Annotated in this window: 22 protein-coding genes and 1 pseudogene; 9 read left to right on the top strand and 14 right to left on the bottom strand. The window is 69.1% G+C overall.

The window, feature by feature from the left end:
- Position 1: 1 nt before the first annotated feature.
- The gene (locus H165_RS0105985; protein WP_017938003.1) at positions 2-1,129 is read left to right on the top strand and encodes an ABC transporter permease; all 1,128 of its coding nucleotides are present in this window, start codon (positions 2-4) and stop codon (positions 1,127-1,129) included.
- Between the two features lie 24 nt (positions 1,130-1,153).
- Here H165_RS0105985 and H165_RS0105980 read toward each other — a convergent pair whose 3' ends face one another.
- From H165_RS0105980 to H165_RS0105945, 7 genes are all read right to left on the bottom strand, one after another.
- Positions 1,154-1,804 carry a YceH family protein gene (locus H165_RS0105980; protein ID WP_017938002.1) on the bottom strand — a complete coding sequence of 217 codons (651 nt, stop codon included), beginning with the start codon at positions 1,802-1,804 and terminating at the stop codon, positions 1,154-1,156.
- A gap of 64 nt (positions 1,805-1,868) precedes the next feature.
- On the bottom strand, positions 1,869-2,369 hold the full coding sequence (locus H165_RS0105975) for a DUF4124 domain-containing protein (protein ID WP_017938001.1): 501 nt from the start codon (positions 2,367-2,369) through the stop codon (positions 1,869-1,871).
- Between the two features lie 55 nt (positions 2,370-2,424).
- Positions 2,425-3,681: a serine/threonine transporter SstT gene (gene sstT, locus H165_RS0105970; protein WP_017938000.1), complete on the bottom strand. Its 1,257-nt coding sequence runs from the start codon at positions 3,679-3,681 to the stop codon at positions 2,425-2,427.
- Between the two features lie 275 nt (positions 3,682-3,956).
- A complete protein-coding gene (locus tag H165_RS0105960) occupies positions 3,957-4,853 on the bottom strand; it encodes an efflux RND transporter periplasmic adaptor subunit (RefSeq protein WP_017937999.1) in 897 nt (298 codons plus the stop codon).
- An 11-nt stretch (positions 4,854-4,864) separates the two neighbouring features.
- Positions 4,865-5,065, bottom strand: a complete 201-nt coding sequence (locus H165_RS0105955; RefSeq protein ID WP_017937998.1) for a DUF1656 domain-containing protein — start codon at positions 5,063-5,065, stop codon at positions 4,865-4,867.
- Complete coding sequence (locus tag H165_RS0105950; RefSeq protein WP_017937997.1) at positions 5,055-7,223, bottom strand: FUSC family protein; 2,169 nt, start codon at positions 7,221-7,223, stop codon at positions 5,055-5,057. The genes H165_RS0105955 and H165_RS0105950 overlap by 11 nt, the downstream gene beginning before the upstream one ends.
- Complete coding sequence (locus H165_RS0105945) at positions 7,223-8,749, bottom strand: efflux transporter outer membrane subunit (RefSeq protein WP_051059485.1); 1,527 nt, start codon at positions 8,747-8,749, stop codon at positions 7,223-7,225. The genes H165_RS0105950 and H165_RS0105945 overlap by 1 nt, the downstream gene beginning before the upstream one ends.
- A gap of 160 nt (positions 8,750-8,909) precedes the next feature.
- On the opposite strand from H165_RS0105945, the pseudogene H165_RS18410 reads away from it, so the two are divergent.
- The 4 genes and pseudogenes from H165_RS18410 (at position 8,910) to H165_RS0105925 (ending at position 13,653) form a co-directional block, all read left to right on the top strand.
- Positions 8,910-9,837: pseudogene (locus H165_RS18410) on the top strand (LysR family transcriptional regulator).
- A gap of 226 nt (positions 9,838-10,063) precedes the next feature.
- Complete coding sequence (locus tag H165_RS0105935; RefSeq protein WP_017937994.1) at positions 10,064-10,957, top strand: pseudouridine synthase; 894 nt, start codon at positions 10,064-10,066, stop codon at positions 10,955-10,957.
- 159 nt (positions 10,958-11,116) lie between these two features.
- Positions 11,117-12,427, top strand: a complete 1,311-nt coding sequence (locus H165_RS0105930) for an OprO/OprP family phosphate-selective porin (RefSeq protein ID WP_017937993.1) — start codon at positions 11,117-11,119, stop codon at positions 12,425-12,427.
- Positions 12,428-12,531: 104 nt separating this feature from the next.
- On the top strand, positions 12,532-13,653 hold the full coding sequence (locus H165_RS0105925; RefSeq protein WP_017937992.1) for a GNAT family N-acetyltransferase: 1,122 nt from the start codon (positions 12,532-12,534) through the stop codon (positions 13,651-13,653).
- Between the two features lie 8 nt (positions 13,654-13,661).
- Here H165_RS0105925 and H165_RS0105920 read toward each other — a convergent pair whose 3' ends face one another.
- From H165_RS0105920 to H165_RS0105910, 3 genes are all read right to left on the bottom strand, one after another.
- A complete protein-coding gene (locus H165_RS0105920; protein ID WP_017937991.1) occupies positions 13,662-14,735 on the bottom strand; it encodes an LOG family protein in 1,074 nt (357 codons plus the stop codon).
- A gap of 75 nt (positions 14,736-14,810) precedes the next feature.
- Positions 14,811-16,208: an MBL fold metallo-hydrolase RNA specificity domain-containing protein gene (locus tag H165_RS0105915; RefSeq protein WP_017937990.1), complete on the bottom strand. Its 1,398-nt coding sequence runs from the start codon at positions 16,206-16,208 to the stop codon at positions 14,811-14,813.
- A gap of 84 nt (positions 16,209-16,292) precedes the next feature.
- Positions 16,293-16,697, bottom strand: coding sequence for a quorum-sensing-regulated virulence factor family protein (locus H165_RS0105910; protein ID WP_017937989.1), 405 nt, complete (start codon positions 16,695-16,697; stop codon positions 16,293-16,295).
- Positions 16,698-16,901: 204 nt separating this feature from the next.
- Here H165_RS0105910 and H165_RS0105905 point away from each other — a divergent pair, with 204 nt between their 5' ends.
- Positions 16,902-17,630 (top strand): tRNA-uridine aminocarboxypropyltransferase, encoded by a 729-nt coding sequence (locus H165_RS0105905; RefSeq protein ID WP_017937988.1) that lies wholly within the window; start codon positions 16,902-16,904, stop codon positions 17,628-17,630.
- Here the strand turns inward: H165_RS0105905 and H165_RS0105900 are convergent.
- Positions 17,627-18,505, bottom strand: coding sequence for a DMT family transporter (locus H165_RS0105900; protein WP_155943587.1), 879 nt, complete (start codon positions 18,503-18,505; stop codon positions 17,627-17,629). The genes H165_RS0105905 and H165_RS0105900 overlap by 4 nt on opposite strands.
- 162 nt (positions 18,506-18,667) lie before the next feature.
- Between H165_RS0105900 and erdR the strand changes: the two genes are divergently transcribed.
- Both erdR and H165_RS0105890 read left to right on the top strand, forming a co-directional pair.
- Complete coding sequence (erdR, locus tag H165_RS0105895) at positions 18,668-19,318, top strand: response regulator transcription factor ErdR (protein WP_017937986.1); 651 nt, start codon at positions 18,668-18,670, stop codon at positions 19,316-19,318.
- Positions 19,319-19,385: 67 nt separating this feature from the next.
- Positions 19,386-19,751, top strand: coding sequence for a diacylglycerol kinase (locus H165_RS0105890; RefSeq protein ID WP_017937985.1), 366 nt, complete (start codon positions 19,386-19,388; stop codon positions 19,749-19,751).
- Here H165_RS0105890 and H165_RS0105885 read toward each other — a convergent pair.
- Positions 19,748-20,674 (bottom strand): LysR family transcriptional regulator, encoded by a 927-nt coding sequence (locus H165_RS0105885; RefSeq protein ID WP_017937984.1) that lies wholly within the window; start codon positions 20,672-20,674, stop codon positions 19,748-19,750. The two genes, H165_RS0105890 and H165_RS0105885, sit on opposite strands and share 4 nt — an antisense overlap.
- A gap of 168 nt (positions 20,675-20,842) precedes the next feature.
- On the opposite strand from H165_RS0105885, the gene fpr reads away from it, so the two are divergent.
- Positions 20,843-21,622 carry a ferredoxin-NADP reductase gene (gene fpr, locus H165_RS0105880; RefSeq protein ID WP_017937983.1) on the top strand — a complete coding sequence of 260 codons (780 nt, stop codon included), beginning with the start codon at positions 20,843-20,845 and terminating at the stop codon, positions 21,620-21,622.
- A gap of 6 nt (positions 21,623-21,628) precedes the next feature.
- Here fpr and H165_RS18405 read toward each other — a convergent pair whose 3' ends face one another.
- Complete coding sequence (locus H165_RS18405) at positions 21,629-22,000, bottom strand: EscU/YscU/HrcU family type III secretion system export apparatus switch protein (protein ID WP_017937982.1); 372 nt, start codon at positions 21,998-22,000, stop codon at positions 21,629-21,631.
- Positions 21,997-23,523 carry a flagellar hook-length control protein FliK gene (fliK, locus tag H165_RS0105870; protein ID WP_017937981.1) on the bottom strand — a complete coding sequence of 509 codons (1,527 nt, stop codon included), beginning with the start codon at positions 23,521-23,523 and terminating at the stop codon, positions 21,997-21,999. Before fliK ends, H165_RS18405 begins: the two co-directional genes overlap by 4 nt.
- Positions 23,524-23,604 lie beyond the last annotated feature (81 nt).

The raw sequence follows: 23,604 nt of genomic DNA, 5'->3' as shown, positions 1-23,604 counted from the left end.
GATGCCGCAGACCCTGGCCAACATCCTGCACCTGGGCATCAAGGAGTTCCGCAGCCTGGGCCGTGACTACGCCATGCTGGCGTTGATCGTCTGGGCCTTCACCCTGGGGGTCTACAGCTCCGCTACCGGCCTGCCGGAGACCCTGCAGCACGCCCCCATCGCCATCGTCGACGAGGACCGCTCGCAGCTCTCCACGCGTATCGTCAACGCCTTCCAGGCCCCTTACTTCCGGCCCCCGGAGCTGATCGACCAGCGCGAGATGGACCGCGGCCTGGACACCGGGCGGTACACCTTCACCCTGGACATCCCCCCGGACTTCCAGCGCGACGTGCTGGCCGGGCGCCAACCGGCGATCCAGATCAACGTGGACGCCACGCGCATCGCCCAGGCCCTGTCCGGGGCCGGCTACATCCAGACCATCATCGCCACCGAGGTGGACGAGTTCGTCGCCCGCTACCGCGGTGGCGCCCCCCTGCCGGCGCAGCTGGCGGTACGGGTGGCCTTCAACCCCAACCTCACCCAGTCCTGGTTCGGCGGGGTGATGGAGGTGATCAACCAGATCACCATGCTGTCGATCATCCTCACCGGCGCGGCGCTGATCCGCGAGCGCGAGCATGGCACCGTGGAGCACCTCCTGGTGATGCCGCTGACCGCCTTCGAGATCATGGCCGCCAAGGTCTGGTCGATGGCTCTGGTGGTGCTGGTCGCCGCGGCCTTCTCGCTGCTGGTGGTGGTGCAGGGCTGGCTGGCGGTGCCGATCGGTGGCTCGGTAGCGCTGTTCCTGCTCGGCGCCGCGCTGCACCTGTTCGCCACCACCTCCATGGGCATCTACCTGGGCACGGTGGCGCGTTCCATGCCGCAGCTCGGCCTGCTGACCATCCTGGTGCTGATCCCCCTGCAGATCCTCTCCGGCGGCACCACGCCGCGGGAGAGCATGCCGGAGCTGGTGCAGAACGTCATGGAGCTGGCGCCGACCACCCACTTCGTCAGCCTGGCCCAGGCGATCCTCTACCGCGGTGCCGGGCTGGAGATCGTCTGGCCGCAGCTGCTGGCGATCACCGCCATCGGCGCGGTGTTCTTCCTCGCCGCGTTGCGCCGCTTCCGCAGGACCATCACCCAGATGGCCTAGACCCAGGGCGTCTGCGGGGATGCTTCACTCGCCGAGCAGTCGGGCCAGCCTGGCTTCCAGTTCGGCGATCCGTGCCTCCAGGGTCTGCAGGCGTTCCTCGTGGTCATTGCTACCGCGCGCCGCAGCCGGGTCCCGGGAAGCGGCGAGCACTGCCTCCAGCTCCTCGGCGCGGCCCAGGCGGTGCATGTAGCGGTCCTCGCGCTGGCCGCTCTGACGCGGCAGCTGCGTAGCCAGACCCCGGGCGATCAGGCGCTCCAGCTGGTGGCGCACTTGTTCGGCGTCGTCGAAGGCGTACAGCCGGGTGCTGCGGGTCAGCAGCTCGTTGACCGTCTGCGGGCCGCGCAGCAGCAACAGGCCGAGCAGGGCGAGCTGCGGCGGGGCCAGCTCCAGCTTGCGGTCGGCGCGCTGCTCCCAGCGGTCGGCACGGCTGGCCATCTGCAGGTGCACCAGCTGGCGCTCCTCCAGGCTGCGCAGGGCGGCACCCAGCTCGCCGGCGTCGATGTTCATCACCGGCTCTCGGCTGGTCTTCTGGTTGCAGGCCAGGAGCAGGGCGTTGAGGGTCAGCGGATAGGTTTCCGGGGTGGTCGCCTGCTTCTCGATCAGGCTGCCGAGGGCGCGTACCTCGATGGCGCTCAGCGGGTTCTCGGCGAAGGGGCTGGGGGCTACGTCGGACATGGCGCTATGCATCCGTGACTTAAGGGGGCCATAGGCTATCCCGATCGGCGCCGCGCGGATACGTCTAGTGGCCGCGTCCCGGTTGGGCCGCGCGGCCGCTGTTCCAGGGCACCGGGATGCCCTTCAGCCGGGCTGGCGGCTTCTCCGGCGGCTCGGGCGGTCGGGGTGGCGGAGGATGGTGCGGGTAGGGCGGCTGCGGCGGCCAGGGCCGGTAGGCGGGCTGCGGCCGGCGGTAGTAGGGGTAGGGCGGGTAGAAGGCGTCATCGGGCTCTTCCACGGTCTCCGGCGGTTGTACCGGGGCGGTCTTGGGAGCGGCCGTCTGGCGCGGCCGTTCCGGCTCCGGCGCAGGCGGCCTGGGAGTGGCCAGGGGGACCGCGGGGCCGGTGCCGCTCGGCCGCGGGTTGCTGATCTCCAGCTGGCGTTCCAGGGTCTGGCCCGGCGGGCAGCTGCCCTCCGTGTAGGTGACGTTGCCGGCGTGGTCCAGGCACTTGAGCACCGTCGCCGCGCCGGCGTCGGCCAGTGGCACGGCGAGCAGCAGGGACAGCAAGCAGTGCGAAGTCTTCATCGGCGCTCCACGGGAAGGGCCCGCCGGTGGCGGACTTCCTCCAGTGTATCAGCGCTTACAGGGTTTCCGCGTCGCGCGCCAGGGCCGCCGGGCTCTTCACCTCGCCGTCGATGCAGGCGGCGGCGGTGAACAGCACGTCGGTGGAGGAGTTCAGCGCGGTTTCCACCGAGTCCTGCAGCACGCCGATGATGAAGCCGACCGCCACCACCTGCATGGCGGTCTCCCCGGAGATGCCGAACAGCCCGCAGGCTAGCGGTACCAGCAGCAGCGAGCCGCCGGCCACCCCGGAGACCCCGGCGGCGCAGATCGAGGCCACCACGCTGAGCAGCAGGGTGCTGGGCAGGTCGACGCTGATTCCCAGGGTGTGCACGGCGGCCAGAGTCAGCACGGTGATGGTGATGGCCGCGCCGGACATGTTGATGGTGGCGCCCAGTGGGATGGATACCGAGTAGGTATCCTCGTGCAGGCCGAGACGCTGGCAGAGCTGCAGGTTGACCGGGATGTTGGCCGCCGAGCTGCGGGTGAAGAAGGCGGTGATGCCGCTCTCGCGCAGGCAGGTGAAGACCAGCGGGTAGGGGTTGCGGCGGATCTTCCAGAACACGATCAGTGGGTTGACCACCAGGGCGACGAAGAACATGCAGCCGAGCAGCACGGCGAGCAGGTGGGCGTAGCCGAGCAGGGCGTCCAGGCCGGACTCGGCGAGGGTCGCGGCGACCAGGCCGAAGATGCCCAGCGGCGCGCAGCGGATCACCACGCGGACCACCAGGGTCACCCCGTTGGCCAGGTCGTCGAGCATGTGCCGCGAGGTCTCGCTGCCGTGGCGCAGGGCCAGGCCGAGGCCCAGAGCCCAGGCGAGGATGCCGATGTAGTTGGCTCGCTGCAGGGCGTTCACCGGGTTGTCCACCACGCTGAGCAGCAAGCCGCGCAGCACCTCGGCGATGCCGCCCGGAGGGTTCAGCCCGGCGTCCTGGGTGGCGCTGAGTGCCAGCTCCGAGGGGAACAGAAAGCTGGCCAGCACCGCCACCAGGGCGGCACTCAGGGTGCCGATGGCGTACAGCACCAGGATCGGGCGGATGTGGGTCTGCTGGCCCTGGCGGTGGTTGGCGATGGCGGCGATCACCAGCACGAAGACCAGGATGGGCGCCACCGACTTCAGGGCGCTGACGAACACCTGGCCGAGCAGGCCAACCTCCCTGGCGGCGCTGGGCCAGAGCAGGGCGACGGCGATGCCGGCGAGCAGGCCGACGAGGATCTGGACGACCAGGCTGCCATGAGTCAGGTAATGCAGGAGGGGGCGAAGTGGGGCACTCATGATGCGATTTCGGAGCCGTTTTCGATCAGGCTAGCGGGGGAGCGCCCCACCGGCCACGGGGAAGCGCGCGAGTTTACGAGGAATCGGTGCGCCTGGGGTGTTTTCCGGCGATTTTCCGACCAGTTGCAGGGGGGCTGGAAGGAAAACGGCCTTCCCCCGACGGTGAGCACCAGGCTCCAGAGGAAGGCCGGCAGCAGGAGTCGTCCAGGGAGGGGAAACGACCCTTGAGCGTGCTCCAGTCTAGGGGCGCAGCGGCCGCGGCCCGTTGATCCGGATCAAGGCCGGGCGGCAGCCGGCGTGGCGGCGGCTTCCTCCTGCGGGCGGATGATCACCGTGCCGGTCATCCCGGCGGCCAGCAGCACGCCCTCGGGCACCTCGTCGATGTGGATGCGCACCGGGATGCGCTGGGCCAGGCGCACCCAGTTGAAGGTCGGGTTGACGTCGGCGGTCAGCTCGCGGCTCTGCGGGTTGTCGCGATCGTAGATGGCGCGGGCGATGCTCTCCACGTGGCCGCGCAGGGATTCGCCGCTCATCAGTTGCACGTCGGCCGGGTCGCCGACCTTCAGGTGCGGCAGCTTGGTTTCCTCGAAGTAGCCGTAGATCCAGTAGGAGTGGCGGTCGACCACTGCCAGCTTGGGCTCGCCGGCACGGGCATAGTCGCCGGCGTACACCGCCAGGTTGGTGACGTAGCCGTCCACCGGGGCCAGCACCCGGGTGCGCTCCAGGTCAAGGCGGGCGGATTCCAGGATGGCCAGGGCCTGCTGGTAGTCGGCCTCGGCGGCCGCCGCGGTGTTGCTGGCGTCGTCCAGGCTCTCGCGGGACACCACGCGGTTGTCCATGGCCGCGCGGCGGCGGGCGTTGAGCCGGCGCATCTCCAGGGTGGCCTTGCGTGAGGCGACCAGCGCTTCGGCCTGCTGCACAGCGATCTCGTAGCGGCGCGGGTCGATGCGCATTAGCAGGTCGCCCTTCTTCACCATCTGGTTGTCGCGCACCGGCACCTCCACCACGATGCCGGAGACGTCGGCGGCGACGTTGATCACCTCGGCGCGCACCCGGCCGTCGCGGGTCCAGGGCGAGTCCATGTAATGGGTCCACAGGCGCTGCCCGATCAGCACCGCGGCAAGCAGGATGGTCAGGGTGGCCAGTACGCTGAAAACGGATTTGAGGCTCATGGTCGGTTGACTCAGCTATAGACGAACAGCGCCATGCCCCCGTAGAGGCAGACGAACAGGCAGATGCGGAACAGCGCCGGGTGCCAGGTGAAGCGGTACAGGCCGATCCAGGCGAGCACCCGGTCGAGGCCCCAGGTCACCCCTAGGGCGATGAGGAACAGCAGGGTCACGGTGGGCAGGTAGACACCGTGCAGGGCGATTTCACGCGGCATGGCGGGGCTCCGGTGCGGGTAGCGGTGGCAGCGGCGAATGGGGGTTGAGCAGCGAGGCGCGGATGAAGTGCAGGTAGCTCAGCACGCGGCGCACCGGGGCCTGCTCGAAGTGCAGGGCGTAGGGCTCGGCGGCCTCGCGGGCGCTGTCGATGGCTTGCTGCACGGCATCCAGGGCGCGCTGGCGGTTCTCCGCGCTGGGCTGCACGAACAGGCGGATCAGCGCCCGGCCCATGGCGCGGATGGCGCGCCGCCAGGGCACCTCGGCGGCATAGGGGGGGAGCGCGGGCAGGGCGTCCTGCTCGCGGCGCAGCTCGATCACCGCATGGCCCACCTCGAGGACCAGGAACATCCAGCGCAGCAGGCTCTCCTGGGCCTCCGGGCTGCGTGCCGCCAGGCCGTAGGCCTGCACTACCAGGTCGCGGGTGCCGCTCTCGAAACCGGTCACCAGGTTCTGCGCCGGCGCGCTCACCGCGTAGACCACGCGCCTGCGCAGATCGCGCTCCAGGCGCCGCCACAGCCAGGGCGCGTTGGGCGGCAGGATCACCGCGATCAGCGCTGCGGAGACCAGCATCGACAGCACCAGGGCGATGTAGTTGTTGATCAGTCCGGAGGGGTCGAACAGGGTACGGTTGGCCGGCAGCGAGGCGAAGGCGAAGAAGATCAGCACCCCGGGGCCGTAGCCGGCCCAGCGCGGCCGGGTGCAGAGAAAGGCGCCGAAGGCGATCACCGGTGCGGTGACCAGGACGAGCATCGTGAAGCCGTCGATCTGCGGCAGCACGAAGAGCCCGACGACGATTCCGAATACGCTGGCGATGGCCGCGCCGCCGGCCATCTGCAGGGCGATCCGCGGTGGATTCGGCGAGCTGGACACCAGGGAGGTGACCGCCACCGCGTTGAGGGCGAACATGCCGCCACTGGGCCAGGCGGTGAGGATCCAGAAGGCCCCGAACAGGAGGATCATCAGCCCGGCGCGGATCCCCGCCACGGTCGCGGCCAGCAGGTTGGCCTTGGGGGTGAAGTCCTGTCCCCACTGCTCGCGCTGGTGGCGGTGGGCGGCCAGGGAGGCGTGGGTCAGGCTGTAGTTGTGCAGGTCATCGATCAGCCGGTAGAGCAGCTCGGCGCAGCTATCGAAGTCCAGCAGGGTCTCCTCGTCCACCGTGCCGAGACAGGCGCGGGCGGTGCGGATCGCTGCGCGGGTCTCCACGCTCAGGCGCTCCAGGCGTTCCGCCAGGCGGGCAGCGTCCTCGATGGTCAGCGGCCGGTTGCGCAGCGGTTCGAGGAGCTGCTCCAGGGGCTCCACGCAGGGCTGGATGGCCGCCAGCAGGTCCTCGCGGCCCTGGCGATGCAGGCGCTCGCGCAGCTGGTGGAGGGCGTGGAAGCGCGTGGTGAGGGTCATGAACTCGCTGTTCAGACGGGCCAGGCGGCCGCTGCGCAGGCGGGTGTGCGGGTCCTCGAAGGAGCTGGCTGCGCGCAGCGCCTCGAGGCCTACCGCCTCGCTGGAGAAACGCACGCTGCCGGCGACGAAGGCGCGGCGCTCGAGCTTGCGGCGCAGACCGTCGAGGAGGAAGGCGGCGAAGGCGCCGAAGCGCAGGTACAGGGCGTTGTGCAGCGCCGCGGTGGTGGTCTTGGGCAGGATCACCGCGCTGACCAGGGTCGAGCAGCCCACCGCCACGCTGATCTCCAGCAGGCGCCAGATGGCCTCCATGAAGGCGGTTTCCGGGAGAGTGGTGGCGGGGATGCCGATCAGGGTGGCGGTGTAGCCGGCCAGCACGCAGGCGTAGCCGCGGTAGTCGCGGTAGCGGGCAGCGCCGGCGGTGCACAGGCCGATCCACAGCGCCGCGCTGAGCAGGAACAGCACCCTCTCCTGGGCGAACAGGGCGACCAGGGTGACCATCACGGTCAGGCCGATCAGCGAGCCGAGTAGCCGGTAGAAGCTCTTGGCGAACACGTGGCCGCTCTGCGGCTGCATGACGATGAACACGGTGACGCAGGCGGTGCTCGGCGAGGGCAGCTCGAGGCGCATGGCCAGCCACATGGCCAGGTAGGCGGCGGTCATCACCTTGAGGATGTACACCCAAGTCACCCCGTCGCTGCGCGCCCACTCGAGCGTCGCGCGGCGCAGCATCTCGGCGCCGGGCAGGGAGGAGGTGCGATTCATCAGGGCTTCCGCACCGGCACCGTGGCCGGTTCCAGGACGTTTGGCGTCGGGCTGTCCTCCGGCGCGGCCAGACCGCCGCCGAGGGCCACGGCGAGGTCGGCGCGCACCGCCAGGCGGCTGGCCTCGACCTTCTGCTGGATCAGCTGCTGCTGGAACAGGCTGGTCTGCGCGTGCAGCACGTTGAGATAGTCGGTGAGGCCGCCGTCGTAGGCATCCTGGGCGAGCCGGTAGGCGGTCTGCGCGGCGGCCACCGACTGGGCGGCGAGCTGCGCCTGGTGCTCGGCGGACCTGAGGCGGATCAACTGGTCGGAGATGTCCTTGAGGGCGGTGACCAGGGTCTGGTTGTACTGTGCCACGGCCGCGTCGTAGGCTGCCGCGGCCTGGCCGAGCTGACCGCGCAGGCGGCCGCCGTCGAACACCGGCAGGCTCAGTGCGGGGCCTGCGGTGTAGTTGAACTTGTGGCCGCTGAACACCCCCAGCATGCTGCCCTGCACGGCGTTGTAGCCGAGGCTGGCGATCAGGTCGATGTTCGGATAGAAGTCGGCGCGCGCCACGTCCACGCCCTTGGCCTCGGCCGCCACCTTCCAGCGCGCGGCGACCACGTCCGGGCGGTGGCCGAGCAGTTCGGCGGGTAGCTTCGAGGGCAGGCCGGGGGTGCCGCTCAGGCGCAGGCGCGGCCGCTGCAGGCTGGCACCGGCCCCCGGGCCCTTGCCGGCCAGGGCGGCCAGCTGGTTGCGGTTGAGGGCGATGGCTTCCTGCAGGGCGTCGATCTTGCGGCGGGTCTCCGGGATCGGCACCTGCGCCTGGCTGACCTCGAACTCGGTGCCCAGCCCGCCGTCCAGCCGGCGCTGGGCCAGCTCTAGCATCTCCTGCTGCTGGGCGAGCATGGCTTCGCCGATGTCCAGCTGGGCGTAGTGCAGGGCGAGCATCACGTAGCTGCGCACGATGTTGCTTTCCAGTTCCAGCTGGGCCACCCGCGCCTCGGCGGCGGCCAGTTGGACGAGGTTGCGCGCCCGCTCGCTGTTGCTCCGCTCGCGGCCCCAGAAGTCCAGCGGGTAGCTGAGGCCGAGGGCGGCGTTGCTGAACCAGGTGGTGGTATCGGCCAGTTCGCCGGGGCCGTAGAAGAAGTCGGTCGGCCAGTGGTGACGCTGGATGGCGGCCTGGGCGTCGGCCTGGGGCTGCTCCGCCGCCTCGGTGGCGCCGGCCAGGGCCAGGGCCTGGCGGATGCGCGCGGTGGCTTCGGCCAGGGTCGGACTGTCGCGCAGGGCGCTGTCGATCAGCGCGTCCAGCTGCGGATCGCCGTATGCCGCCCACCAACGCACCTCAGGCCAGCCAGCCTCCTCGGCGGCGGCGCGGATGGCGGCGTCGGTGGCCAGGGTCTCGGCCTGCTGGCGCTCGGCCTGCGGGGCGAGGCCGTCGGTGCTGATGCAGCCGGCGATTATTGACGAAACGACAAAGGAGCCTAGAAAGGCCAGTCCTCGTTGGATTTTGGAAGGCACGCGAGACGTTCCTGGGGAGGGAATCATGCGAATGGCCGGGAAGGCCGGAATGGGCCGGCATTCATTGTAAGAAGCGGGGAGGGGTGGAATAACCGGGCAAACGGCGATTATTTGTTGTCGTTTCTGCAATAATCGCCGGCTTGCGTGCTGTCACAATCTTCCCATTTCCTTCCGCACGGAGGTTTCCATGGACACCCTGCAGGCCATGAGGGCTTTCGTCAGCGTGGCGGAAACCGGCAGTTTCACGGCCGCCGCCAAGCAACTGAAGACCACGGTCGCCCAGGTTTCCCGGGGCGTTTCCGGTCTCGAGGCACGCCTGCGCGCGCCTGCTCAACCGCACCACCCGGCGCATCGCCCTCACCGAGGCGGGCGAGCGCTACCTGCTGCGCTGCGAGCAGATCCTCGCCTACATCGAGGACGCCGAGGCTGAGGCCAGCGATGCCCATGCCCGCCCGGCCGGACGCCTGCGCATCCATTCGATGACCGGCATCGGCCAGCACTACGTGATCCGCGCCATCGCCGAATACCGCAAGCAGTACCCCGAGGTCTCGGTGGACCTGACCATGGCCAACCGCGTCCCCGACCTGCTCGACGAGGGCTACGACGTGGCCCTGGTGGTGGCCAGCGAGCTGCCGGACTCCGGGCTGGTGTCGCGCTGCATCGGCAAGACCTATAGCATCCTCTGCGCCTCGCCGGAGTACCTGGCCCGCCGCGGTCATCCCAAGGTGCTCGCCGACCTGGCCGAGCACGATTGCCTGCGCCTGCTGAGCCCGGTGATGTCGCTGGACAAGTGGCTGTTCGACGGTCCCTACGGACAGGAGATGATCGCCCTGGCGCCGTCGCCCTTCCAGGTCAACGTCGGCGACGGCATGACCGAGGCGATCCGCTGCGGCATGGGCATCGGCGTGCTGCCGGTGTATTCGGCGATCGCCGGCCTGCGCGATGGCAGCCTGGTGCGGGTGCTGCCGCACTACCGGATGCAGCGACTGAACGTCTACGCCCTGTACCCCTCGCGGCAGTACCTGGACGCCAAGATCAAGACCTGGGTGGAGTTCCTCCATGAGCGCCTGCCGGCGGCTCTGGAGGCGGATGAGCAGATCGTCATGGGCGGCTAGAAAGCTTAAGGCCCGCGCGACAGATGGAGTGAAAGGAGCATCACACTCGATCTGTCGGGCGGGCCTCGATGGGGGCTGGTCCTTCAGCGCGTATAGGATTACGCCAGCCCGTGTGAAAGTTTTGTGAAAGTGCGTGGAAAAGTTCCGCGGCGGGCGCTTTGGCCCGTGCTAGACGCGCGGAATGTGACCTGCCCAACATTTTTTTTGCCTGATGGAAAGCCCCTGCATGTCCAACCCGCCTGCGGTTCGTCCCAGCATCCTCCACCTGCCCGCCGGCGACTGGGCCACGGTGCTCGACTGCCTGTGCGCGCGCTTTCCGGCCATCGACCGGGACACCTGGCTGGCGCGCATGGCCCGCGGCCGGGTGCTGGATGGCGAGGGGCGGGCCCTCGGTCCCGCGCATCCCTACCGGGAAGGCCTGCGCGTGCAGTACTTCCGCGAGGTGGCCGACGAGACGCCGATTCCCTTCGAGGAAGGCGTGCTGCACGTCGACGAGCACCTGGTGGTGGCCGACAAGCCGCACTTCCTGCCGGTGATGCCGGCCGGCGAGTACGTCGAGCAGACCCTGCAGGCGCGCCTGATGCGCCGTCTGGGCAATCCGCACCTGGTGCCGCTGCACCGCATCGACCGGCACACCGCCGGGCTGGTGCTGTTCTCCGCCAATCCGGCGAGCCGTGGCCGTTACCAGGCGCTGTTCCGCGAGCGGCGCATCGCCAAGCGCTACGAGGCCATCGCCCCGGCGCTGCCGGATCTGGTCTTCCCACTGACCCGCGCCACCCGCCTGGCGCCCGGCGAGCCCTTCTTCCGCATGCAGGAGGTGGCCGGCGAGGCCAATACCGAGACGCGCATCGAGGTGCTGGAGCGCCGTGGCCCCTGGTGGCGCTACGCGCTTTTCCCGGTGACCGGCAAGAAGCACCAGCTGCGCGTGCACCTGGCGGCCCTGGGCGCGCCCATCTGCCACGACGGCTTCTACCCCGAGCTACGCGATCGTCCGGAGGATCCGGACGATTACGCCCGGCCGCTGCAGCTGCTGGCCCGCGAGCTGGCCTTCGTCGACCCGCTGTCCGGCGCGCCGCGGCAGTTCGTCAGCCGCCTGCAGCTACGCTTCCCCGAGGCGTAGGGCGTCGCGCTCCTTATTCCCTTCCTGTCCGAAAAGTTCCCCTGTCACAAAACTTTTTCATAAGTGACATCCGCCCGTCACAGGGCCCGATCAGGATTCCCTACCAGTACCCGCGGCCCGGCCGCGGGTTTCCTTCAAGACCTACAGGGGAATTCATCGATGACCAAGCATTCCGCCGGTTTCGCCGCCAGCGCCCTGGCCCTGGCCGTTTCCGCGCAGGCCTTCGCCGGCACCGTGACCACCGACGGCGCCGATCTCGTGATCCGGACCAAGGGCGGCCTGGAGGTCGCCACCACCGACCAGGAGTTCAGCTTCAGGGTCGGAGGTCGCGTGCAGGCCGACTACAGCCGCTTCGATGGCTTCTACACGGTCAACGGCAACTCCGCCGACGCCGGCTATTTCCGCCGTGCCTTCCTGGAGATCGGCGGCGTGCTGTTTCGCGACTGGGCCTATCAGGTGAACTACGACTTCTCCCACAACGCCGGTGGCGACAACCGTTCCGAGGACGGCTACCTGGACGAGGCCTCGCTGGCCTACAACGGCCTCCGGCCGCTGGCCATCAAGCTCGGTCGCTTCGACCCGGAGTTCGGCCTGGAAAAGGCCACCAGCTCCAAGTGGGTGACCGCCCCGGAGCGCACCGCCGCCTATGACCTGGTGGACTGGACCAACAGCCACAACGGCGGCCTGGGCATCCAGCTTTCCGGCGCGGCCGGCGATTCCCTCTACGGCTCGGCGGGCCTCTATGCCAAGGACGCGACCAATGCCGACGCGGACGGCGACAGCACCCGGCAATTCAACCTGCGTGGCGTGTTCGCCCCGCTGCACGAGGCCGGCAACGTGCTGCACCTCGGCCTCAACTACGCCTTCCGCGATCTCTCCGACACCGCCTTCGACGGGCGCATCCGCAGCCGCCTGGGCATGCGCGGGGTGAGCACCGACGGCGGCCAGGACGCCGGCAGCAACGGCAATCGGCTGGTCCTCGGCGGTGCCAACAACACCCCGGCCGGCGCCTACGGCGACGACCGCGCCTGGGGGCTGGAGGCGGCCTGGGCGCGCGGCCCCTTCTCGCTGCAGGGCGAGTACGTGGCGCGTTCCCTGGAGGCCGACGACACGGCCTTCGAGGACATCGACGCCAAGGGCTATTACCTGCAGCTGGCCTACACCCTGACTGGCGAGGCGCGCGGCTACAAGCTCGGCAGGTTCGATGCGGTCAAGCCGGCCAACAAGCAGACCGGCGCTTGGGAACTGTTCTACCGCTACGACCACCTGGCGGTGGAGGACGACAACGGTGCCTTCGCGGCCATCGACGACGTCGAGGGCAAGGTGCACAACCTGGGCGTCAACTGGTACGCCAACGAAGCGGTCCGGCTCTCTGCCGCTTACGTCAAGGCCAGGGTGGACAACGCCAGCAACGCCAATGGCGACGACGATGGCGACGGTTTCGTGGTGCGCGCCCAGTACGTGTTCTAAACCTGCAAGAGGCTCCTTTGCGTTTTCCTTCGCCCCGCTCCGCGCGGGGCTTTTTTCTGCGCGACTGGCGATATAGTGCAGCCTTTGACCGTCGGAACCCCGCCATGCCCGTCCAGCGCATCGATTCCCTGCACGCCGTGGCCGCCGAGGCCTGGGATGCCCTGCTGCCCGAGCCGCAGCCCTTCCTGCGTCATGCCTTCCTGTCCGCCCTGGAGGACAGCGGCAGTGTCGGCCCCGGCAGCGGCTGGCAGCCGGAGCATCACCTGCTGGTCGAGGACGGCCGCCTGCTGGCGGCTCTGCCGGCCTACCGCAAGAGCCATTCCTATGGCGAGTACGTGTTCGACCACGGCTGGGCGGATGCCTGCCGGCGCGCCGGCATCGCCTATTACCCCAAGCTGCTCGGCGCGGTGCCCTTCACCCCGGTGCGCGGGCCGCGTCTGCTCGGCCGGGCGGAGGCGGCCGGAGAGCTGCTCGATGGGCTGGTCGCCGGGCTGGAGGCGCGTGGCCTGTCCGGGGCGCATATCAACTTCACCGAGGACTCGGCCGACGCCTTGCTGGGCGCCCGGGAGGGCTGGCTGGAGCGCCTCGGCTGCCAGTTCCACTGGCACAACCGCGGCTACCGGGACTTTCAGGACTTCCTCGACGCTCTGGCCTCGCGCAAGCGCAAGCAGCTGCGCAAGGAGCGCGAGCAGGTGGCCGGGCAGGGCATCGCCTTCGACTGGTACGCCGGGCACGAGCTGGGCGAGGCGGACTGGGACTTCGTCTACGCCTGCTACGCCAACACCTATCAGGTGCGCGGCCAGGCGCCCTACCTGCGCCGCGCGTTCTTCAGCCTGCTGGCCGAGCGCCTGCCGGCGGCGATCCGCGTGGTGCTGGCCCGCCAGGGGCGCCGGCCGGTGGCCATGGCCTTCAGCCTGGTGGACGGCGAGACGCTCTACGGCCGCTACTGGGGCTGCCTGGCGGAGTTCGACCGGCTGCACTTCGAGACCTGCTTCTACCAGGGCATGGACTACGCCATCGCCCATGGTCTACGTCGCTTCGATGCCGGCGCCCAGGGCGAGCACAAGCTGATCCGCGGCTTCGAGCCGACGCTCACCCGCTCCTGGCACTACCTGCGGCACCCCGGCCTGCGCCTGGCGGTGGCCGAGTTCCTCGATCAGGAGCGCCAGGCGATACGCGCCTACGCCGAGGAGGCGCGCGGCTACCTGCCGTACCGTCAGGGCTGAGGCGCGGCTCAGACGGCCCAGTTGTCCGGCAGGTTGAGGAAGTTGACCAGCTCGCGCAGGCGGCCGTGGTCGCGGCCGTTGAAGTGGAAGGCCAGGCGCGGCAGGTCGCGCAGTTCCGGCTCGTCGCTTTCCGTCTCGCTGGCCGGCTGGAGACTGAAGCCGCCGCTCTTGCAGAGGTCGGCGAAGTCGCGGTTCAGCTGCTGCAGGGCCTCTTCGCGCAGCGCGTGCTGCAGGCGAATGACGAACAGCTCCCGGAGCCAGCGGGTGGAGTGGAAGTTGCTGTAGAAGCGGGCGATTTCCTGCACCGCGTCCTCCACGCCGTACACCAGGCGGATCAGCTGCATGTCGCTGGGCAGGATGTAGCGGTTGCCGACCAGCTGGCGGTCGAGGAATTCCAGGGCGTCCTTCCAGTAGCTGCCGCCGGGCTGGTCGAGCAGCACCACCGGCACCAGCGGACTCTTGCCGGTCTGCACCAGGGTCAGCACCTCCAGAGCCTCGTCCAGGGTGCCGAAGCCGCCGGGGCAGAGCACCAGGGCGTCGGCTTCCTTGACGAAGAACAGCTTGCGTAGGAAGAAGAAGTGGAACGACAGCAGGTGGTCGGTGCCCTGGATGGTGGGGTTGGCGGCCTGCTCGAAGGGCAGGGTGATGTTGAAGCCCAGGCTGTATTCCTGGCCGGCGCCCTCGTGGGCGGCCGCCATGATCCCACCGCCGGCGCCGGTGATCACCATCAGCTCGTGGCGGGCCAGCTCCGCGCCGAGACGCCGGGCCAGATCGTAGAGCGGGTGGTCGGCGGGGGTGCGCGCCGAGCCGAACACCGTGACCTTGCGCCGCCGCTTGAAGCGATCCAGGGCGCTGAAGGCACGCTCCATCTCGCGCAGGGTCTGCAGCATGATCTTGGCGTCCCAGCGGTTGCGGTCGGCCTGGGCCATGCGGATCACCGTGACCAGCATGTCGCGGTACAGGTTGAGGTTGGCGCTGTTGCCGGGGGCGCTGAACTGGAGGAGTTCGTCGACCTTGCCGGCCAGGTCGATGCCGCTGGTCTGGAAGTGGCGGGACAGGTAGTCATCCGGTTCGTAGGGCATGGGGCTGTTCCTCGTACTGCGGGGGCGACCATCCTGAGGGCGCCCCGATCCTGCCGGCCTGGGCGGCCGGCGCGCTCAGATGGCGATCTGCTCGCCCGGCTCCGGGATGCCGGCCAGCCAGTTGAGGCGTTCCTTGAGGACCTTCTGGAGGACCAGCATCTTTTCCCGCTCGCCATGCACCAGGTACAGCTCGGGGTGGTGGTCGAAATGGCTGACCCAGTCGATCAACTGCGACTGCCCGGCGTGCGCGGAGAAGCCGCCCAGGGTATGCACCTTGGCCTTCACGGCGATGCGCTGGTGCAGCAGGCGGACGTGCTGGGCGCCGTCGACCAGGGCACGGCCGAGGGTGCCCTTGGCCTGGAAGCCGGCGAACACCACGTGGCATTCCGGGCGCCAGAGGTTGTGCTTGAAGTGGTGGAGGATGCGTCCGCCGGTGCACATGCCGCTGCCGGCGATGATGATGGCGCCGTCGGTGAAGCGGTTGATGCTCATCGACTCCTCGGGAGTCTGGGTGCAGTGCAGCACCGGCAGCCAGTCCTGGATGCTCTTCACCTTGTGGGCGTAGGCCGGGTCGAGGCCGTTGAGCTCGCTGTAGTGGCGCGCGTAGATGGCGTTGGCGCGGATCGCCATGGGGCTGTCGAGGAACACCGCGCGCTGCGGCAGGCGGCCCTCCTGGTAGAAGCGTCCGAGGTAGTAGATCAGATCCTGGGTGCGGCCGACCGCGAAGGCCGGGATCAGCACGTTGCCGCCGTCGCGGTGGGCGGCCTGGAGGATCGTCGCCAGCTCGTCGAGGGTTTCCTCGCTGGGCCGGTGGTCTCGATCGCCGTAGGTGGACTCCAGGAGTAGCAGGTCGGCCTCGGTGAGGATGCTCGGGCTGTGCATCAGCGGCGAGCAGGTATTGCCCAGGTCGCCGGAGAACACCAGGCGGCGGGTCAGGTTGTGGTCGTGGATCTCCAGCTCGACGATGGCCGAGCCGAGGATGTGCCCGGCGTCGTGGTAGGTGAGCCAGATGCCCTTGGCCACCTCGTGGCGCTCGCCGTAGGCCAGTGGCCGGCACAGGTGCAGGGCCTTCTCGGTGTCGGCCAGGGTGTACAGCGGCTGGACCGGCGCCTTGCCGAGGCGCGCCCGCCACTTGTTTTCCCACTCGGCGTCCTTCTCCTGGAGGAAGGCGGAGTCCTTGAGGATCAGCTCCATCAGGTCGCAGCCGGACTCGGTGGCGAACACAGGGCCGCGGTAGCCCTCGGCGACCAGCCGCGGCAGCAGCCCGCAGTGGTCCAGGTGGGCATGGGAGATCACCACCGCGTCCAGGCTGTCGGGGGCGAAGGGGAAGGGCGCGCGGTTGCCCTCTTCGTCCTCGCGACGGCCCTGGCGCATCCCACATTCGAGCAGCACCCGGGCACCTTCGCGGCTCTCGATCAGGTAGCAGGACCCGGTCACCTGCTGGATGGCGCCGAGGAACTTGAGCAGTGCCATATGACTTCTCCCTGTTGTGCGTGCTTGTCCGTCAGGTTGCCAGGGCGCCGCCGCAGGTACCTTGATATGCGTCAGCGCAGCATCCTACTGGATGCCGCAGTCGCCCTTGGTGAAACGTTCGGTGGTCACCGGACGGTTGGTCTTGTACTCGGTGAACTCATAGCGCAGCACGGCGCCCTGGGCGAGCAGCCGGCGGAAGCCATCGTTGCGGCACACGCTGGCCCCTAGCTGGGCGCGCACGGTGTCGGGGTGGGAGCGCATCTGCTGGGCATGGGAGGCGCGCACGCTGAGGTGGTTGACCAGCTCGCGGCCGTCCACCGTGTAGCCCTGGTCGAGGATGTCCTCGTTGATCGCCCGGGGCGTGCCGGCGCTGCTTTCCCGCGCCACGTTTGCCAGTAGCCGGGTCAGTTCGTGGTCCTTCAGGCTGGCGGCCTGGGCGGCGGGCAGGCTGAGGCAGAGGGCGAGGGTGGGGGCGATGAAGCGCAGCATGGGGGATCTCCTGGAGGGGGATGGCAAGTGCCCATTGTGCGCGCGGAGGCGGCTGGCTGTCGCCTCCCGCGCAGGCGGGCGGATTCCTGTTCAGACCGGCGATCGGCGCCAGGGTTGCCGGCGCCGGGCAAATTGTCCGGAAGCGCTGGCGCGGCTGGACGGCTCTGCTAAAGTTCCGCCCCCGTCCCTTGCTGTGCGTTGCCGATGTCCGATCTGTTTGCCGAGCACCATGCCGTCGCCCGCCTGCGCGCCGAGCGCCTGGCCCGTTGCACCAAGCCCTTCGCCGCCCGCGGCTCGCGGGCCGAGCGCTGCCCGCGCTGCCGGGTGATCGCCGGCTATTGTCTGTGCGCCTGGCGGCCGCGGGTCGAGACCCGCGCGGGGATGTGCCTGCTGATGTACGACCTGGAGGCGGTCAAGCCGAGCAACACCGGCTGGCTGATCGCCGACGTGGTCCGCGACACCAGCGCCTTCTGCTGGTCGCGCACCGAGCAGGATCCCAACCTGCTGGCCCTGCTGGCGGATCCGGCCTGGCAGCCCTACGTGGTGTTCCCCGGCGAGTACGCGGCGCCCGAGCGGGTGGTCAGCGAGGTGCGGGTGGAGGCAGGGCGCCGGCCGCTGTTCATCCTCCTCGACGCCACCTGGCCGGAGGCGCGCAAGATGTTCCGCAAGAGCCCCTATCTGAACCACCTGCCGGTGCTCAGCATGAGTCCCGAGCGGTTGTCGCGCTACCGCCTGCGCCGTTCCAAGCGCGACGAGCACCTGTGCACCTCGGAGGTCGCCGCGCTGTGTCTGGAGCTGGCCGGCGAGCCGCGCGCCGCCCGGGCCCTGGACGCCTACCTGGACGTCTTCGTGCAACACTACCTGAGCGCCAAGCGGCGCCTGCCCCTCGATCTCGAGGACGAGACGCACCAACGCCTGCGGGAATTCCTCTAGGCTTCCTGGGCCTGCGTCGCGTCGTCGTTCGTGGCCGGCTTCTGCGGCCACAGCTGGGCCACCAGCATGCCGGCGAGCATCAGCGCGCAGCCCAGGTAGCCGCGCAGTTGCAGGGCCTCGTCGAGGAACAGCGCACCGGCCAGCGCGGCGAACACCGCTTCCAGGGAGAGAATGATGGCCGCGTGGGAGGCGATGGCGTCCTTCTGGGCGATCACCTGCAGGGTGTAGCCCACCCCTACCGAGATCAGCCCGCCGTAGATCACCGCCGGCGCGGCCGCGAGGATGGCGTCCCAACGGATGTCTTCGAACGCCGCCGCCAGGCCCAGGCTGATCAGCGCGCAGACCGCGAACTGGATGGCCGACAGGCGGATGGCGTCGTAGCGGCTGGCGAAGAAACCCACCAGCAGCACGTGGGCACCCCAGACGAAGGCCCCGGCCAGCTGCAGCCAGTCGCCGGAGGCCACCTGGAAGTTCTCGCCGACGCTGAGCAGGAACATGCCCACCACCGCCAGGGCGGCGCCCAGCCAGATGCCGAAGCCGGCACGCTGGCCGAACAGCAGGCCGAGCAGGGGCACTATGATGACGTAGAGACCAGTGATGAAGCCGGAGTTGGTCACGCTGGTGAATAGCAGGCCGACCTGCTGCAGGTTGATGCCCAGCGCCAGGGCCAGACCCATCAGCCCGCCACCGATCCACAGCCCGCGGTTGAGCGGCTGCGCGGCGGCGCCGGCAGGCTTGCGCAGCATCAGCAGGGGCAGCAGGACCAGCGAGCCGAGGACGAAACGCAGGCCGGAGAACAGGTAGGGACCGATGTGGTCCATTCCCATGCGCTGGGCGACGAAGGCGCTCCCCCAGATCATGGCGGTGATGAGCATCAGCAGGTCGGCACGAAGGGCTTGGCGTTTCACGGAGAGGGCTCGCACGGAAAAGCCGTAAACTCTGCCGCAAAGCGTGGAGCTTGACCACCCCTGCTGCGCTCGGCATGCTGGGCGCCGTTTTTCCGGCCCTCCGTCTAATTAGAAGAACAGGATCTGCCCATGGCCGCCTATGAAATCCTGATTGCCGATGACCACCCGCTGTTCCGCAGCGCCCTCCAGCAGGCCCTGACCATGGGGCTTGGCCCCGACGTCCGTCTGGTCGAGGTGGCCAGCATCGCCGAGCTGGAGGCTCGCCTCGGTGAGAAGGCCGACTGGGACCTGGTCCTCCTGGACCTCAACATGCCGGGTGCCTACGGCTTCTCCGGGCTGGTTCTGCTGCGCGGCCAGTACCCGCAGATTCCGGTGGTGATGATCTCCGCCCAGGAAGAGGCGGCGGTGGTGGCACGCGCCCGGGAGTTCGGCGCCAGCGGCTTCATTCCCAAGTCCAGTTCCCTGGAGACCATCCAGGAGGCGGTGCGTCTGGTGCTCGACGGCGACGCCTGGTGGCCGCCGCAGACCGAGGAGGTCCCCGGCGTGTCCGCCGAGGCCAAGGCCGCCAGCGCCGGCCTGGCCAGCCTGACCCCGCAGCAGTTCCGGGTGCTGACCATGGTCTGCGAGGGGCTGCTGAACAAGCAGATCGCCTACGAGCTGAACGTCTCCGAGGCGACCATCAAGGCCCACGTCACGGCGATCTTCCGCAAGCTCGGGGTGCGTACCCGGACCCAGGCGGCGCTGCTCCTGCAGCAGCTGGAGTCGATCCCGGAGCATTGAGCCCGGCGCCTTTTCCGCGCGGCTGGATTAGGATTCGCAGGTTCTTTCGCAGGAAGCTTCTCGTTTCATGTCTCCCTTCAAAGGCCAGACCGGCCTGAAACGCATCCTCAACGCCGGCGGCTATTCGCTGGCCGGACTGTCCGCCGCCTTCCGCGGCGAGGCGGCGTTCCGCCAACTGGTGTTGCTCAACCTGGTGCTGATCCCGCTGGCCTTCGTCTTCGAGGTGTCCCGCGGCGAGCGGGCGCTGATGATCGGCGTGTGCCTGCTGGCGCTGATCGTCGAGCTGCTCAACTCGGCGGTGGAGGCCACCGTCGACCGCATCTCCCTGGAGCGCCACCCGCTGTCGAAGAACGCCAAGGACATGGGCAGCGCCGCCCAGTTCGTCGCCCTCTGCCTGATCGGCGCGGTCTGGCTGGTGATCCTGCTCGGCTAGGCGATCGGCGGCAGGCTGATGGCGTCGCTGCGGGTCACCCCGGCGGTCATCTCGCGGCACAGCTCGAGGAATTCGCGCATCGCCGCGGTCTGGAACTTCTGCTTGTGCCAGATGAAGTAGAACTGCCGGGTCAGGTCCAGCTCCGGGGTCTCCACCGCCACCAGGCTGCCGCGGCGGATGGCGTCGCGCAGCGCCAGGCGCGAGATGCAGCCGATGCCCAGGCCGGACTCCACGGCGCGCTTGATCGCCTCAGTGTGCTCCAGCTCGAGGCGGATGTTCAGCTCGTTGGCGTGGTGGCGCATGGCGTGGTCGAAGGTCAGCCGGGTGCCGGAGCCCTTCTCGCGGAGGATCCAGGCCTCGCGGGTGAGCTCCTGGAGGCTCGCCTCGCCACGCCGGGCCAGCGGATGCTCGGGGGCGCAGAACACCACCAGCTCGTCCTCCACCCAAGGCTGCACGACGATCTCCGGGTGCTGGCAATCGCCTTCGATTAGACCCAGATCAAGTTCGTAGTGTGCGATCTGCTGGACGATATGCGCGGTGTTCTGCACGTGCAGGCGTACCCGGCACTCCGGGTGACGCTGCATGAAGCTGCCGATCAGCAGGGTCGCCAGGTAGTTGCCCACCGTCAGGGTGGCGCCCACGTCCAGCGAGCCGAAGCCGCTCTTGCCCTGCAGCAGGCGCTCGATCTCCCTGGCCTGGTCGAGGAGAGCGACCGCCTGGGGCAGCAGCTGGCGGCCCAGGGAGTTTAGGTTGAGGCGCTTGCCGGCGCGATCGAACAGCACGCAGTCGCACTGGCGCTCCAGCTCGGTCAGCGCGGTGCTCGCCGCCGACTGGGAAAGCGCCAGGGACTGCGCGGCCCGCGAGACACTGCCCTGCTGGGCCACGGCGACGAATACCTGGAGTTGACGGAGCGTGAAACGCATATCGATATAACCGATAACCCATATCTTGATAATCCACTTAACAGATATTTTGCCTGCTACTAGAATGCCGCGCCATTACCATTGGGGCCGTTGTCATTCCCTGGTGTGACGCGCGCTAAACCGGCAGCGAACCCCGCTGGAGCAGTCTCTTTTTCCGAGGAAGTCAGCATGAGCAACATGAACGTCGAGCGCGTGCTCAGCGTCCATCACTGGAACGACACCCTGTTCAGCTTCAGGTGCACCCGCGACCCGGGCCTGCGCTTCGAGAACGGCCAGTTCGTGATGATCGGCCTGCGCCAGCCGGACGGACGCCCGCTGATGCGCGCCTACTCGATCGCCAGCCCGAACTGGGAAGAGCACCTGGAGTTCTTCAGTATCAAGGTGCCGGATGGTCCGCTGACCTCCCAGCTGCAGCACCTGAAGGTCGGCGACGAGATCATCATCAGCAAGAAGCCCACCGGGACCTTGGTGCTCGACGACCTCAACCCCGGCAAGCACCTCTACCTGCTGAGCACCGGCACCGGCCTGGCGCCCTTCATGAGCGTGATTCAGGACCCGGAAACCTACGAGCGCTTCGAGAAGGTGATCCTGGTCCACGGCGTGCGCTACGTGAACGAGGTGGCCTATCGCGAGTTCATCACCGAGCACCTGCCGAAGAACGAGTTCTTCGGCGAGGCGGTGAAGGAAAAGCTGATCTACTACCCCACCGTGACCCGCGAGCCCTTCGAGAACCAGGGCCGTCTCACCGATCTGATGCGCAGCGGCAAGCTGTTCAAGGACATCGGCCTGCCGCCGATGAACCCGCAGGACGACCGCGCGATGATCTGCGGCAGCCCGAGCATGCTGGAGGAGACCTGCCAGGTGCTGGACAGCTTCGGCCTGAAGATCTCTCCGCGCATGCGCGAGCCGGGCGACTACCTGATCGAACGCGCCTTCGTCGAAAAGTAAGTCGCTTCAGTCGTTACTCGGCGGAGGAAGGGCGGGGCAGGCGTCTTGGACGTCTGCCCCGTCGGCGTTTTCGGCGGCCGGTTTTTCCGGCGCCGCGGCGGAGCGGGGGCGTTGCGCCGGGCACTTGCCCTGCAGGTACCAGGCGAAGGCAATGATCTCGGCGATGCAGCGGTACAGCTCCTCGGGGATCGCCTCGCCGAGCTCCAGACGCGCCAGCAGGCGCACCAGCTCGGCGTTCTCGTAGATCGGCACCTCGTACTCGCGGGCGATGGCGAGGATGGCTTCGGCCAGCTCGTCGTCGCCCTTGGCGCTCAGGGTCGGGGCGTTGCGGCCGTCGTAGCTGAGCGCGATGGCCTGGCGGGGTGTCGGGTCGCTCATGCGGTCTCGTCGATCCAGCGTTGTTCAAGGACGGTGTGCGGGCCCCGCGGCGGGGTGCCTTGGCGGCAGGCCAACTCGCCGACGCTGAGCCCCGCGCTCTGCAGGCGCTCGCGCAGGTAGGCCAGTTCAGCGTCGATCAGGCGCGCGGTGGCCGGCTGCTCCGCCCACAGCTGGCCGGATAGGCTGCCGCGGGCCAGTTGTGCCTGCACCTGCAGGGGGCCGAGCGGCGCCAGGTCGAAGGCCAGCTCGATGCGCCAGAGAATCTCCCTGGCTTCCTGACGTCCGGTCCTGGGCTGCTCCTCGCTCTGGATGCGGATCTGCAGCGGCACCACCTCCTGCTGGTGGCGCATCGGCAGCTCCAGTTGCCAGGTGCTGAGCAGGCTGCCGTCGGCTAGCGTCTGGGTCTGCGCCAGGCTGGACAGCTGGTGGGTCTGCAGTCGGGATACCGCGGCGGCGGCCAGCTTGAGCAGGGTTTCCAGGTCCGCCTCGCCGTCTTCCAGGGCCTGCTGCAGGCGGTTCGGCAGCGGGAAGCTGGGCGGTGGTCGACCGCCGAGCTGTTCCAGGGTGCTGCGAGTGAAGGCCGGCAGGGCCTGGGCCAGGCTGCCAGCGGTCCCGGCGGCGAGCAGCGTGGCGTTGGGCAGCTGCGACAGCAGCTGGGCGATCAGGCGCAGCAGATTGGCCTTGAAGTCCTGGGGCAGAGCGCCACCGCCGGCGAGCAGGCGCGCCTCCAGCAGGCTGCCGCTGTCCGCCATGGCCCTGGCCAGGCCCTTGGCATCGCTGAGCTGGGCGAGATCGGGCAGGGCGCCGAGCAGTCGTTCGATGCTGGTGCGCAGGTCGTCCGGCAGGTCGCTGCCGGCCAGACCGCCGAGGGCGCCGAACAGGGCGGTCAGCGAGCCCTGGCGGGCCGCCTGGCTGTGCAGCTGATGGGTGACTGCCAGTTGGTCGAGGCGGCTGCTCGGCGGCAGGAAGGCCAGCGCCTGGCGGCCATCCACCCGCGCGCTGAGCAGGCTGCCGACCGCCAGCGGCATGTCAGTCTCCACCACCAGCCGGCTGCCGGCCAGGGGCGTGTTGAGCAGGTTGACCACCACCCGGTAGAGCATCGGCTGGCCCTGGGCCCCGGCAATGGGGGCGCGGGATTCCACCTTGCCCTGTACCAGGGTGCCCTCCGGCAGCAGGTCGAGGTCCAGGCTGGTCAGGGTGCCCGGCCCAGCGCTCGGCAGGGTCATGGCCAGGCGCGTGGCGGACAGGGCGGTGACGTCCAGCTGGCTGCCGGCGGCCAGGGGCGTGCCGCTGCTGGCCTGCAGGGTGGCCTGGCGGCCGTTGCCTAGGGTCAGGCGCAGCAGCACCTCGAAGCTCTGCGCCACCGCCTCGCGCACCGCCAGCACCTCGGCACGGGCGGATTCGCCGGGGACCAGCAGGTCGCCCAGCGGCTGCAGCAGGCGCAGCGCCTGATCGACGGGCTGCGCCACGCGGGTTGCCGGCGGGAGGGGAGAGGCCGGGCGCGGGCCGCTGATCTCGCTCATGGGCTGGGGTTACAACCTGTCGAAAATGGTCATTATGGGGGCGGCGAGCGGAATGTATAATGCCGCCCCGTTCCGCACTCG

Origin of the sequence: Pseudomonas thermotolerans DSM 14292 (genome assembly GCF_000364625.1) — a bacterium.
Taxonomy (GTDB): domain Bacteria; phylum Pseudomonadota; class Gammaproteobacteria; order Pseudomonadales; family Pseudomonadaceae; genus Aquipseudomonas; species Aquipseudomonas thermotolerans.
Note: the sequence above shows the minus strand (reverse complement) of the source record. Positions and strands in the feature narration are given on the sequence as shown.

Bases quoted from the DNA above. Each gene is read 5' to 3' on its own strand.
- sstT (WP_017938000.1), bottom strand. From the start codon at position 3,681: ATGAGTGCCCCACTTCGCCCCCTCCTGCATTACCTGACTCATGGCAGC.
- H165_RS0105960 (WP_017937999.1), bottom strand. From the start codon at position 4,853: ATGAGCCTCAAATCCGTTTTCAGCGTACTGGCCACCCTGACCATCCTG.
- H165_RS0105930 (WP_017937993.1), top strand. From the start codon at position 11,117: ATGACCAAGCATTCCGCCGGTTTCGCCGCCAGCGCCCTGGCCCTGGCC.
- H165_RS18405 (WP_017937982.1), bottom strand. From the start codon at position 22,000: ATGAGCGACCCGACACCCCGCCAGGCCATCGCGCTCAGCTACGACGGC.
- H165_RS0105900 (WP_155943587.1), bottom strand. From the start codon at position 18,505: ATGCTCATCACCGCCATGATCTGGGGGAGCGCCTTCGTCGCCCAGCGC.
- H165_RS0105915 (WP_017937990.1), bottom strand. From the start codon at position 16,208: ATGGCACTGCTCAAGTTCCTCGGCGCCATCCAGCAGGTGACCGGGTCC.
- erdR (WP_017937986.1), top strand. From the start codon at position 18,668: ATGGCCGCCTATGAAATCCTGATTGCCGATGACCACCCGCTGTTCCGC.
- fliK (WP_017937981.1), bottom strand. From the start codon at position 23,523: ATGAGCGAGATCAGCGGCCCGCGCCCGGCCTCTCCCCTCCCGCCGGCA.
- H165_RS0105890 (WP_017937985.1), top strand. From the start codon at position 19,386: ATGTCTCCCTTCAAAGGCCAGACCGGCCTGAAACGCATCCTCAACGCC.
- H165_RS0105945 (WP_051059485.1), bottom strand. From the start codon at position 8,749: ATGATTCCCTCCCCAGGAACGTCTCGCGTGCCTTCCAAAATCCAACGA.
- H165_RS0105925 (WP_017937992.1), top strand. From the start codon at position 12,532: ATGCCCGTCCAGCGCATCGATTCCCTGCACGCCGTGGCCGCCGAGGCC.
- H165_RS0105905 (WP_017937988.1), top strand. From the start codon at position 16,902: ATGTCCGATCTGTTTGCCGAGCACCATGCCGTCGCCCGCCTGCGCGCC.
- H165_RS0105980 (WP_017938002.1), bottom strand. From the start codon at position 1,804: ATGTCCGACGTAGCCCCCAGCCCCTTCGCCGAGAACCCGCTGAGCGCC.
- H165_RS0105950 (WP_017937997.1), bottom strand. From the start codon at position 7,223: ATGAATCGCACCTCCTCCCTGCCCGGCGCCGAGATGCTGCGCCGCGCG.
- H165_RS0105975 (WP_017938001.1), bottom strand. From the start codon at position 2,369: ATGAAGACTTCGCACTGCTTGCTGTCCCTGCTGCTCGCCGTGCCACTG.
- H165_RS0105955 (WP_017937998.1), bottom strand. From the start codon at position 5,065: ATGCCGCGTGAAATCGCCCTGCACGGTGTCTACCTGCCCACCGTGACC.
- H165_RS0105935 (WP_017937994.1), top strand. From the start codon at position 10,064: ATGTCCAACCCGCCTGCGGTTCGTCCCAGCATCCTCCACCTGCCCGCC.
- H165_RS0105910 (WP_017937989.1), bottom strand. From the start codon at position 16,697: ATGCTGCGCTTCATCGCCCCCACCCTCGCCCTCTGCCTCAGCCTGCCC.
- H165_RS0105920 (WP_017937991.1), bottom strand. From the start codon at position 14,735: ATGCCCTACGAACCGGATGACTACCTGTCCCGCCACTTCCAGACCAGC.
- fpr (WP_017937983.1), top strand. From the start codon at position 20,843: ATGAGCAACATGAACGTCGAGCGCGTGCTCAGCGTCCATCACTGGAAC.
- H165_RS0105885 (WP_017937984.1), bottom strand. From the start codon at position 20,674: ATGCGTTTCACGCTCCGTCAACTCCAGGTATTCGTCGCCGTGGCCCAG.
- H165_RS0105985 (WP_017938003.1), top strand. From the start codon at position 2: ATGCCGCAGACCCTGGCCAACATCCTGCACCTGGGCATCAAGGAGTTC.